The sequence below is a fragment of the Yersinia vastinensis genome (assembly GCF_902726565.1).
In the GTDB taxonomy this organism is placed as follows: Bacteria; Pseudomonadota; Gammaproteobacteria; order Enterobacterales; family Enterobacteriaceae; genus Yersinia; species Yersinia vastinensis.
Genome location: NZ_CACVAF010000012.1, coordinates 93,597 through 106,114 on the forward strand (window position 1 = coordinate 93,597; position 12,518 = coordinate 106,114).

Consider the following 12,518-nt stretch of genomic DNA (forward strand, 5'->3'; position numbering starts at 1 on the left):
GTTAGAACTCAAACTGATAAAGCACATCTAATGCCTGATCAATACCAGACACCGCTTCCAGATACAACCTGGGCATCAACCGATAACGTAATGTTAACGTCGCCAGCGAGTCAAATATACCCACACCGTATTTTATTTGCAGATCTTTAGTGACATAGCCGCTCACAACCACTTGTGAACTATCGCCAACGCCTTGAGTATCCAGTGCCAGGTTGCTTACACCAAATGCCTCACCAATTTTACCCACAAGTTTACCACTTTGTGCAACCCCCATCCCAACGAGCATGGACGTCATCAAACCACTGTCAGCACCTGAATTACCTAATCCCTGCCCACGCAGCAGATAAGATAAGGCTTCCTGCTGAGACATCGCCGGATCCGAGAAGATTTCCAGCCGAGGAGAGTCAGCCATCCCCGTCACCCGCACACCCGCTGTTACGCCGTCAGCAGTGGCATCAGGATTTCGAATCGCCTCAATATTAAGCAGTGGTTGATCCGGTGGGCCGGAGAACAATAAGACCCCTTTGTTGACTATCAAGTCCTGACCATAAGCACGGAAGCTACCAGACGGAATATTAATCTGCCCATTCAGACCTAAGCCGCGCTGATCTTGCACCATTTTCAAATCGCCTTGTAAGCGCGCTTTCAGACCAAATGCATTCAGACGAACATCATTACCAACGTGAATCACCAGATTACTGTTAATTGGGATGCTGGCAGAGCGTGGTGAAATAGGCTTCAGATCGTTATTTAGCATCACCTCATCAGGTGACACCCCCACCGCACTTTCCGGCACTTCCTGCACCGTGATACGCGCCCAAGGAATATCGACCGAGCCATTGAGAGTAAACAATTGCGGCGTAGCTTCAAACACAATGTCTGGTGACACATCGATCCGCACCATTGGCGGCACAGTCACGCGCAACTTATTGCCTTTAGCTGCAATCCGCGCGCGCCAGGCATTGATATCACGCCAGTCAGCATCGCCAGAAAGATTGAGCTGCCCTTGAGACGTGCGGATTAAGCCCTCCAGAGTCGAGGTCATACCATCAAAATTCATCACCAAGCGCCCTTCGGTGATATCAAATGGCATCCAACTCCCATCAACATCCACGTTGTCTAGCGCCAGACGGCCAAAGACTAATGGACTTTTCGCATTCCCGCCCAAACGTAGATTGGCATTTAATGTGCCAGTCGCTTTTTCGCCATCACTCAAAATCGGATTAATCATTGCCAGCGAGAAATCACTGATAGCAATGTTACCGGATAAATTGCGCCGCCCTTCTGGATCAGCAACCTGTACTTGACCGGAAAACTGCCCATTATTGACCAATTTAACCAGCCAATCAGCTCGCACTTGCCCGTTGGTCAGGCCGCCATTCAGGTTCAACGTTTCAAAATTAATTGGTAGCGGGTTACCCTGCACCATCTGTTGTACTTTGACGCCATTACCATTAAGTGAGACCCGCACATCTGGCAAAGCACCGCCCGCTTTCCAGCTGACATCTGCCCGCCCGGTGAAGACCCCACTCATGGTGGTGTCCGGGCCAAGGAAAGGTTTAATCATCGCTAAATCAAAGCGGTTGAGTACCACACTCGCCTGCCCGCTCGGGCCTGCTTCAATTGCCCGCGGTACACACAGCTCTGCATTCGGGTTAAGCCAACAATGCGGCCCAATGGTGACCCGCTGTAAGGTATTTTGGTAATCCAAGGCTATCGCGCGGCTTAAACGCCATTCACCGACGGGCGTATCAAAGCGCGTGTTATTGAGTGTGCCGCGCCAACGCTCTTGCTGGCGATCGAAGCTCCCCTCCAACGCCAACTGACCAGACACTGGCTCACCCTGCATATTTAGCCGTAACTGGTGCTGCTTCTCGCTGCCGCGCGCATCCAACGTCAATAAGCTAACCAGCAAATCCGCTTGTTTAAGCTGCTCGACCCGGATTGCCAACTGGCCCTGAATTTGATCAGTCGATCGCACATCGCCATCAATCTTGACACGATTAATCGTCAATTCTTGCCACTGCAGACGATTCGCCGTGAGATCGGCCAGCAGTTGCGGAGCTTTCAGATTACCGCGTAATTTTAGTGTTCCTTTCACCACGCCGCCCAAGCCCGGCAACGCGCCATCAAGCTGTGGTGCATCAACATTGGCGTCAAGCAGCCAGTTGTCGTTAAGGTCGCCTTTCACATCCAGCGTATTACGTCCTAATGCCAAGTTGATGCCTGGTATATGCCATTGACCTGCGGCATTCCCGGTTAACGCGCCACGCACCGTAACACGGTTCTGTTTTACATTGCCGTCCAGTGTCAACTCTGGCACCTGTAATTGCCAGCTACCGCCATGGAGACTGCCTCGTGTGACAATCTTGCCATCCAATTTTGCTGGCCACTCTGGCCACTGCCTCACAGTATTAATACCCGACAGGGTGAGCACCGAATTCCAACTAATCGCTTTGCTCCAATCCACCACGCCAGTGAGATCAGAGTTGCCTTGCAATGCCGCCAAACGCAAGCGCGTCAGATTGAATTGTTCAACATTCCCTTTACCGTCGAGAGTGAATACCGCTGGCGGTAAATCCGTACCTTTAAAATCAGCACGAATTGACAGCGCATAATCTGTTGCCTGCCCATTAAACCGTGTTTTTAAATTACTGAGTTGGAACTGAGGCTCACCACTCAGCGGCCAACGCAATTGCTTGCTTTGTAGGGTTAATGCCAGCGGTAACCCTACCTGCGCCAACGCAGTTTCTGCCTCAAGCTGTGCACTGACTGGGCCGGATAAATTGAGCGCCACCTTGAGTTGTTCACGCAGCGCACCACCGACGGTCAACTTCACTTTCTCGCCTTTCAGTGGCTCTATGTTCAATGCGCTGTTGACGACCAAACTAAGCGGCCACTTATCCGCCAGTTGTGCCTCACCATGGGCTGACAGCCCACCCTGTGGCGATTTGATATCCAGCGTATCCAGCGTGACTTGATTTTCTTGGGTATTGGCGCGCAACAAAACGCTGCTGATAAGGACATCAGTATCGCCGGTGAGCCGTAATTGCTGCCCAGAAATTTCGTTAATTTTCAAATCGAGCGGCAGGCGGAAGTTTGGTAAATCAGGCAACAGGGGCTTGGAGAAAAGCTCTTTTAACGTCTCTCCCAGCGGGGTTTCTGGTTCTGCGGGAGCGGCAGCTTGCTGCTCAACTGCCTCTTTGACGGCGATAGCCGTTTCTACCGCGGGTTTCGCTGCATCAGGAACAACAGCAGGCACTGTTTTTGGCAGTGCTATCAGTAACCCACTGATTTTAGTCGGCATCAGGTCCAATGCGCGTTGTTGCCAATGTGCGCCTGTGCGGAATTCATCCAGCGAAATCGCAGTGTCATCAATAGTCACTTTGACATTGTTGAGTGACAGCAAACGCAAAGTGATGGGATATGGCGTGCTCAATTCGCCCATAGGCTCAGTACTGGCGGGAGCGGGAGCCGAAGGAGCCATGGCCTTGGTATCCACCACCACATCAACATCCTGGGCTGTCAGTGCGTTAACGCATAACTCGCTGCGCTTTAGGCAGGAGAGTTGCAATGACAGATGAAACTGCCCAGTCTTAACCGTGACACCTGGCATTTGGTACTGAATGCCTTTAAGGGTGAGGTCACGCCAGCCACCACTGACACTGGCAATATCCAGACCAGGCACCCAACGTGCCGCACTGTTGATAACAAAATGTAAACCCGTGGTGGTACCGAGCAAACCTACCAGTGCGCCGACCAGCAGCAGGACAATGAGCAGAAATGCGATACAGAGTCTCTTTACCCACCGCCATCCCTTTATCGACATCATAGTTCAGGCCCCAAACCGATGTAAAATTGCACGCCACGTGCTTCGTTGTCACCAATAGGTTTAGCGATATCCAGCTTGATCGGGCCGACAGGAGAAGCCCAACGCACCCCTACCCCAGCACCGGTTTTAAAATCGCTCTTACGAATATCATTAACGGCTTCCCCCGTATCGACAAATACCGCCCCCCACCATCGGCCAGTGACGTTATATTGATATTCGAGAGAACCTGTGGCTAATTTAGAAGCACCGGTTAACTTACCCTCACTGTCGCGAGGAGAAACATCGCGGAATTTATAGCCACGAATACTGCGATCACCACCGGCGAAGAAACGCAGTGACGGCGGCACACGGTCAAAATTGTTGGTTTCAATCCAACCTAAATTGCCGCGTACCACAAAGCGGTTTTTCTCACCTAGAGTACGTATCCACACGTTTTGTGCTTGGAAAATACCAAAATCAACATCGGACCCCCACGTGGTATCTGACACATCGATGGAATAACGCTGACTGTCGCCCCAGACCGGCATGGCACCACCACGCTGACGGGTACGGTTAATGCTCACCCCTGGATACAACAGCATAGTCGTGTCCGTCACACTACCTTGAGTAAAGTGATCCAGACTCCAACGCAGGTTTATCGCCCGCTGCCAACCACTGGAGAGATCCCAAAAGCGAGCAACGTTGAGTGTCGTGGTATCTGATTTGGTGTCATTAAGATCGGTACGTTTAAACCCACCCTGCAATAGGTAATACTGTTCAAGAGGGTTTTTTAACAAGGGAATTCGATAGCTGAAATCCAGCGTCTGCTCAGGTGCTGACAGTGTGGTACTGGTCGTCAGGCTGTGGCCGTAGGAGTTCATCCAAGGCTTGCGCCAACTGGCTGTTAGCCGCGGCCCGACATCGGTGGCATAACCGCCCCCTAGCTCAACCGTATTTTCTGTTCGGGGCGTCACCACCGCATCAAGCGGCAAAACTTTAGTTTTTTTCGCATCGCGGAAATCAGGTGAAACAACCACGGAGTTAAACCAGTTAGTTGCAGATAAACGGCGGTTTAACTCAGCCAAATCATCGGCAGAGTACAGTTGCCCCTCATGAAATGGCACCAGATTTTGCAGGAAATCCTCGCGGATTTGCGAGCCTTGGAAAATAACTTTACCGAAGCGGTAGCGCTCGCCGCTGTCGAAATCGATATCCCAAAAAGCCTTACGCAATTCAGCCGCCACACCGAGCTGGCTTTTGATCATATTGGCATCAAAATAACCACGGCGCAGTGCCAGGCCAGTCAGTGAACTTTTGAAGTTATCAAAATCACCATGATTCAAAACGGAGCCAATTTTTGGTCTATCTCGGCGCACCAGTGCTAAGTAGTCGGGATCTGTCCTCGCCCCACCTTGCAGCACAATATCCACACCAGCAATCAAAACCGGCTCTCCGGGGACCACCTTGGCGATTAAAATTGAACGCGCAGGTGCCGGGCGCTCTTGCAAATCAAAGGTGATGGTGGGGTCGTAATAGCCTAAAGCCCGCAACCCCTGACGAATAGCTTCATCCACCCTTGAGCGAAAACGCCCGTCAGCGGTGACTTCATCTGTGTCAATTGTTGATAAACGCGCCCTGACGTTTCTCTCTAAATCCCCGCTAAGACCCTCAACCTGCAACCGAACATTGGCAGCAAAGGCGGTAGGTGTGGCGAGCAATACACACAAAAAACATAGAATAGGGTATCGTGGCACGCGTACTCCTAGCTTATTAATTATACTTTCCTGTAAAACGATCTCACGGATATGGGTCAATCAAAGTAGGGACTCACACTATCATTCCGCATTCAAAGACCGATTTAAGCCTATTATCCCTAAAACTCCACCTTAAGCCGCTACATTAACGCGGAATGGGCCTTATTGTGTGCAAACTTGCAATCAGATACAACTGTCTGTAACCATTCGCTGTAAACATCTTGTTAGCAATTTACTGTAAACTTAGGATCTATTGTCAACATCGGAGTCTATTGTGGTGCAAAATTTTGATAAAACTGCCGTCATTGATGCGGCTAATGCTTTGCCGGGGCGACTGACACCGATGCCGGTCGCCACTCTCCATGTGGTGAATGGACACTCTATGACACATGTCCCCGAAGGTATGGAAATAGCTCTCTTTGCCATGGGCTGTTTCTGGGGTGTCGAGCGTCTATTTTGGCAACAACCGGGAGTTTATAGCACCGCCGCAGGCTACAGTGGTGGATATACGCCAAACCCAACCTACCATGAGGTATGCAGTGGGCGCACGGCTCATGCCGAAGTCGTTCGTGTTGTTTTTGACCCTGCCATCATCAGCTATAAGCAACTATTGCAGATTTTCTGGGAAAATCACGATCCGGCACAAGGAATGCGACAAGGGGGCGATGTCGGAACACAATATCGTTCAGCCATTTACGTATTAACACCGGAGCAAGAAGCGCAGGCTAAAGCGAGCAAAGTGCAGTTTCAGCAAGCGATGGAAAAAGCCGGTGACCGCCGGGCCATTACAAGCGAAATAGCGACCGCCCTGCCGTTTTACTATGCCGAAGATGACCATCAGCAATATTTATACAAAAATCCGCATGGATATTGCGGCTTAGGCGGTATTGGCGTTTGTATGCCACCTAATCTGTAAGGCTGGCGGCGCTCTCATCGCTGCTGCTATACTAGCCGGGCTGTTCACTCAGCCCGATAACGGTTTTCTGCCGTTGTCTTAAAACTCAACATGAACTATATACCCTATATATTTCAAGGCGCAGGAAGGCTGCAAATTTGGGTGACAAATCTGCCACTTGAAAGATGACGAGTATAACCCTTCCTTACGATCGCCGGCACTATCGCCGGTACGACACGGATAGATTATGTTAAACAGTATTTTACTGATTCTTTTTTTGATTGCAGTGAGTGCCTTTTTCTCGTTATCTGAGATTTCGCTGGCCGCATCACGCAAAATTAAATTAAAACTTCTGGCTGACGAAGGCGATATCAACGCCTTACGAGTACTTAAACTACAAGAGACACCGGGGATATTCTTTACTGTGGTCCAGATTGGACTAAATGCCGTTGCTATCCTTGGCGGTATTGTCGGTGACGCCGCATTTTCCCCTTCTTTCAGAGTGGTGTTTGAGCGCTTTATGTCACCCGAACTTGCTGATCAAGTCAGCTTCATTTGCTCGTTCGTTTTAGTCACCAGCTTATTTATCCTCTTTGCAGACTTAACCCCGAAACGCATCGGTATGATTTCACCTGAAGCGGTTGCCGTGCGGATCGTCAACCCGATGCGCTTCTGTCTGATGATTTGTCGCCCATTAGTTTGGTTCTTCAATGGGATGGCCAATCTGATTTTCCGTTTATTTAAGCTACCAATGGTCCGCAATGACGACATCACTTCGGATGATATCTATGCTGTCGTGGAAGCGGGGGCATTGGCTGGTGTGCTACGTAAGCAAGAGCATGAATTAATTGAAAACGTCTTTGAGCTGGAATCACGTACCGTTCCTTCGTCGATGACTTCACGCGAAAGTGTGATTTATTTCGATCTGCGGGAAAGTGAAGACAGCATAAAAGAGAAGATTTCGACTCATCCGCACTCCAAATTTCTGGTCTGCGATGGCCATATTGATCAAGTCGTGGGTTATGTTGACTCCAAAGACCTGCTGAACCGAGTGTTAGGCAACCAGAGTCTGGTGTTAAGCAGTGGAGTGCAAATCCGTTCAGCGCTGATTGTGCCGGACACGCTGACCCTCTCTGAGGCACTTGAGAGCTTTAAAACAGCAGGTGAAGACTTTGCCGTGATTCTCAACGAATATGCGTTGGTCGTTGGGATAATTACCCTGAATGACGTAATGACCACTTTGATGGGGGATTTAGTCGGCCAGGGTCAAGAAGAACAAATTGTTGCTCGTGATGAGAGTTCATGGCTGATTGAAGGCGGTACACCCATTGAAGACGTTATGCGCGTACTGCATATTGATGAATTCCCGCAGTCTGGTAATTATGAAACCATCGGCGGCTTTATGATGTATATGCTGCGCAAAATTCCAAAGCGCACCGATTTCGTCAAATATGCTGGTTACAAGTTTGAAGTGGTGGATATCGACAGCTACAAAATCGATCAGTTACTGGTTACCAAACTCAGTGACCAACCCGCGCCGATACTGCCAAAAGCACCACACGAAAGCAGCGATGCATAGAGAAAACATTCAACATGTTTAACTCCATGAACATTTAAAACATTAGCGGCCCCGATAAAGGAGCCGCAATTCAATTAGTCTGGGGTAACACCAAGCAGCTAGGCCGAATCCCGATGAGCTTACTCAAGTAAGTGATTCGGGTGATTGAGAGCCACTAACAACGCTGCAACTTCATGTACGAAGGGGATTAGCCCATTTCGGCTTGCAAACGCATCACCTGCCGATTCACTTCTGACATCACCTCAAAGTGGCGTTTATCCCTAACTTTCGGGATTAAAATCTTGCCTTTATCAAACTCAAAAGCCCCCATGTCTTTGATATACAACCGACCACGGAATAACGTTTTGACATACATCGCGATTTTTGCCGGATTGTAACGTTGGAAGATCCTCATTGTTTTACTTTCCTCCCATAGCACCAACACGTACCTTTTGGCGACTTAGCGACCAAGATCACAGGTAGCGTAAGATAATTGCAGAGTAATAGACCTAGAGTATGGGCTTAAGTTCCCCCAAAATTAGTCATTGATGCTGGATTTACATAAAATTACAGAGTCACAAAGAGAAAATGAGAGATAGAGACAGAATAACCATCTAGTCAATGGTAGAAATAATTATTCTCAACAAACAGGACAGACCTCTGATCAGCACCTATGATTGGAAAACTGATACCCAGTAGATTACAAGGTACAGAAATAAGTGCCCAACATGACTCATAAGATCCACAAGGACATCCCATGATAAAAAATAGCCTGCTTATCCTATCGCTGCTGTTCACCCCTTTCATTGCCAGTGCTCACAATCTCCAACTTGACCAGCGCGTACCGCCGGTAGGTGTCAGTGATAAAGGCGAATTGAATTATGATAAGGCTACTGATCAGTTTAGCTATAAAAACTGGAATAGCTCGCAATTGCCCGGCAAAGTGCGAGTGGTCCAGCATATTGCTGGCCGCACCTCAGCAAAGGAACTCAATGCTCCGCTCGTAGAAGCTATCAAGCATGCTAATTTGCCACACGATCGTTACCAAACGACGACAATCGTCAATACCGATGATGCGATTATTGGCACTGCGGTGTTTGTGCGTAGCAGCATTGAAAGTAATAAGCGCGAATTCCCTTGGTCACAGTTTGTGGTAGACAGTAAGGGGAATGTTCAAAAGGCTTGGGGTTTAGCGGAAAAAGGTTCAGCCATAGTGGTGCTGGACCCGCAAGGAAACGTTAAATTTGTCAAAGATGGCGCTCTGACAGCCGAAGAAGTGCAGCAGGTCATCGCCCAACTGCACCAACTGCTGAAACTTTAAAACAGCGATACGCGAAAACCGGGGTTCAGGAATGATTCACGTGGGGTATAAGATAATGGCTTACCCTGCCAATCGTGAACCTGCGCCCCGGCAGCAATAGCAACAGCATGCCCAGCAGCGGTATCCCATACATTGGTTGGCCCAAAGCGCGGGTATAGCTGTGCTTTCCCTTCAGCCACCAGACAAAACTTCAACGATGATCCCACTGATACCGTCTGATGCTCGCCCAATTGCGACAAATAATCTTCCAACTCCGCATCACTGTGAGAACGGCTGACAACCACCAGCGGCGGCAATGCATCGCGCACTTGAATCTGCATGCGCCTACCACATTCTTCCTTCCACGCCTTACCATTCTCGGCGCTATACATCACCTCCGTCACCGGGGTATAAACCACACCCAGCACCGGAATCCCTTGGTCAATCAGGGCAATATTGACTGTAAACTCACCATTACGGTTCAAGAATTCTTTGGTGCCATCCAAAGGATCAACCAGCCAATAGCGCTGCCAGTGCTGGCGCACTGCCCACGTTGGTGGATCCTCTTCAGATAGCAGGGGGATATCAGGAGTCAATGCCGCCAATCCAGCTTTGATAATTTGGTGTGCCGCAAGATCAGCCGCAGTGACTGGAGAATCATCTTTTTTGTGGGCCACATCTAAGGGTTTTTCCCCCTGATAGACCGCCATAATCGCCACGCCTGCCTCGCGGGCCAACTGGCAAATTTGCTCTAACATCATCCACCCCTTGGTATTATGAGTCATGCCGAATATTGATAGTCAGAATGCACTCGATTGATCTCTGCCGTTCGACAATGATTTGGGACTGTCTTACCCACTCTACATTTATTTTAGAACGCAAAACCAAAATAAAAATTAATCATCACAAAGCTTGTCACTGGTTTGGCAGACTAATAATTTCCTTGCCCGATTGCCACCTTTCTTGTCTTACTCTCAATAAAATCAGTAGGATCAACCTGCTGCAATTGTGAGTACCTCCGCGTTATCCAAAGCTGTTTTCTGCCAAACTTCACACTTTGTCATGACGATTTATTAAATTTACATATTCTTTTGCGATACATATCGAGTTGTTTTTGTTAATGGAAAAGCCACTATGGAGAGAGCCATGTCTAAGCGTCCGATGACGTTATCCCTGCTTACCAGCCTGATTGCCATCGCAACATCAATGACGATGGGCACAACACAGGCCGCGACCGTTGATTTGCGTGTACTGGAAACCACTGACCTGCACAGCAACATGATGGATTTCGATTACTACAAAGATAAACCCACGGAAAAGTTCGGTCTGGTGCGTACGGCAAGTCTGATTAATGCCGCCCGCCAACAAGCGACAAACAGCGTTCTGGTAGACAATGGTGACCTAATTCAGGGCAGCCCGCTTGGCGACTACATGGCAGCCAAAGGACTCAACGCCGGGGAAATTCATCCTGTCTACAAGGCAATGAATACTCTGGACTATGCCGTCGGTAATATCGGCAACCATGAGTTTAATTATGGTCTGGATTATCTGAAAAAATCACTGGCAGGCGCCAAATTTCCCTATGTGAATGCTAACGTCATTGATGTCAAAACGGGTAAACCGCTGTTTCAACCTTATATTATTGCCGATACCCCAGTAAAAGATCGCGAAGGGAAAACACATAACCTACGGATAGGCTACATCGGTTTTGTACCGCCCCAAGTGATGATATGGGATAAAGCCAATCTGAGCGGTAAAGTTACCGTTAACGATATCACCGAGACCGCCAAAAAGTGGGTGCCAGAAATGCGCAAGCAAGGGGCGGATTTAGTGGTCGCAATCCCCCACTCAGGCCTGTCCAGTGTGCCTTATAAAGCTATGGCTGAAAACTCGGTCTATTACCTCAGCCAAGTACCGGGTATCGATGCCATCATGTTCGGTCATGCCCACGCCGTCTTCCCGAGCAAAGATTTTGCTGCGATTAAAGGTGCGGATATTACCCAAGGGACACTTAATGGTATTCCAGCAGTGATGCCAGGCCAGTGGGGTGACCATCTGGGGGTTGTCGATTTTGTCCTGAATAATGACAAAGGCCCGTGGCAAGTGACTCAGGCCAAAGCCGAAGCACGCCCTATCTTTGATAAAACCACACAAAAATCGCTAGCCGCTGAAGATGCACAGTTGGTGAAAGTGTTAGCCGCTGACCATCAGGGCACTCGTGATTTTGTTAGCCAACCTATCGGCAACGCATCAGATAATATGTATAGCTATCTGGCGCTGATCCAAGATGACCCAACAGTACAAATTGTGAATAACGCCCAGCGCGCCTATACCGAACACTTTATTCAGGGTGATCCTGATTTGGCTGACTTACCGGTACTTTCTGCTGCGGCACCGTTTAAAGCGGGCGGGCGCAAAAATGATCCAGCCAGTTTTGTCGAAGTAGAAAAAGGTGAGCTGACTTTCCGTAATGCCGCAGATTTGTACCTTTACCCGAATACATTAGTTGTGGTGAAAGCCAGTGGTGCCGAAGTGAAGCAGTGGTTAGAGTGCTCTGCCGCGCAATATAATCAAATTGACGTTAACAGTGATAAGCCACAATCACTTATTAATTGGGATGGTTTCCGCACGTATAATTTCGATGTCATCGATGGTGTTAATTATGAAATCGATGTGAGCCAACCGGCTCGTTATGATGGTGAATGCGCACTAATTAACGACAAAGCCGAGCGTATTAAAAACCTCACTTTTAACAGCAAACCCATTGATCCTAAAGCCACGTTCCTGATCGCTACCAACAATTACCGTGCTTACAGCGGTAAATTTGCAGGCACCGGTGACAGCCATATTGCTTTCGCATCGCCGGATGAAAACCGGGCAGTTCTGTCTGCTTATATCAGCGCTGAAACCAAAAAGCATGGGCAAGTCACTCCGCGAGCCGATAACAACTGGCGTTTGACAGCCCTTGAGAGTAAACAGCCATTGGATATCCGTTTTGAAACTTCACCAAGTACCAAAGCAGCTGAATTTATTAAGCAAAAAGCACAATATCCGATGAAAGCCATGGGAACTGACGAGATTGGTTTCGAGGTTTACCAAATCGATTTACAGAAGAAGTAATCTCTGGCAACAGCGCTTTACGGAGCGCTGTTGATCTCTCGACATACCCCTTTAGAGCTATATCGCATTCTATAACATGT

Annotated in this window: 8 protein-coding genes; 4 read left to right on the top strand and 4 right to left on the bottom strand. The window is 48.8% G+C overall.

Annotation, left to right across the window (positions count from 1 at the left end; all coding sequences use genetic code 11):
* Position 1: 1 nt before the first annotated feature.
* Positions 2-3,829: an autotransporter assembly complex protein TamB gene (gene tamB, locus HUZ92_RS17000; protein ID WP_145580095.1), complete on the bottom strand. Its 3,828-nt coding sequence runs from the start codon at positions 3,827-3,829 to the stop codon at positions 2-4.
* The gene (tamA, locus tag HUZ92_RS17005; protein ID WP_050099812.1) at positions 3,829-5,565 is read right to left on the bottom strand and encodes an autotransporter assembly complex protein TamA; all 1,737 of its coding nucleotides are present in this window, start codon (positions 5,563-5,565) and stop codon (positions 3,829-3,831) included. The genes tamB and tamA overlap by 1 nt, the downstream gene beginning before the upstream one ends.
* 277 nt (positions 5,566-5,842) lie before the next feature.
* On the opposite strand from tamA, the gene msrA reads away from it, so the two are divergent.
* Positions 5,843-6,481: a peptide-methionine (S)-S-oxide reductase MsrA gene (msrA, locus tag HUZ92_RS17010; protein WP_072086650.1), complete on the top strand. Its 639-nt coding sequence runs from the start codon at positions 5,843-5,845 to the stop codon at positions 6,479-6,481.
* Positions 6,482-6,707: 226 nt separating this feature from the next.
* A complete protein-coding gene (locus tag HUZ92_RS17015) occupies positions 6,708-8,039 on the top strand; it encodes a polyamine export protein PaeA (RefSeq protein ID WP_050075661.1) in 1,332 nt (443 codons plus the stop codon).
* 187 nt (positions 8,040-8,226) lie between these two features.
* Here the strand turns inward: HUZ92_RS17015 and HUZ92_RS17020 are convergent, their stop codons facing one another.
* A complete protein-coding gene (locus HUZ92_RS17020) occupies positions 8,227-8,433 on the bottom strand; it encodes a DUF1107 domain-containing protein (protein WP_032910425.1) in 207 nt (68 codons plus the stop codon).
* A gap of 342 nt (positions 8,434-8,775) precedes the next feature.
* On the opposite strand from HUZ92_RS17020, the gene HUZ92_RS17025 reads away from it, so the two are divergent.
* Positions 8,776-9,339, top strand: coding sequence for a YtfJ family protein (locus HUZ92_RS17025; protein ID WP_050140955.1), 564 nt, complete (start codon positions 8,776-8,778; stop codon positions 9,337-9,339).
* Here the strand turns inward: HUZ92_RS17025 and cysQ are convergent.
* Positions 9,336-10,076 carry a 3'(2'),5'-bisphosphate nucleotidase CysQ gene (gene cysQ / locus HUZ92_RS17030; protein ID WP_050099807.1) on the bottom strand — a complete coding sequence of 247 codons (741 nt, stop codon included), beginning with the start codon at positions 10,074-10,076 and terminating at the stop codon, positions 9,336-9,338. The two genes, HUZ92_RS17025 and cysQ, sit on opposite strands and share 4 nt — an antisense overlap.
* A 376-nt stretch (positions 10,077-10,452) precedes the next feature.
* Between cysQ and HUZ92_RS17035 the strand changes: the two genes are divergently transcribed.
* Complete coding sequence (locus tag HUZ92_RS17035) at positions 10,453-12,438, top strand: bifunctional 2',3'-cyclic-nucleotide 2'-phosphodiesterase/3'-nucleotidase (protein WP_050099805.1); 1,986 nt, start codon at positions 10,453-10,455, stop codon at positions 12,436-12,438.
* Positions 12,439-12,518 lie beyond the last annotated feature (80 nt).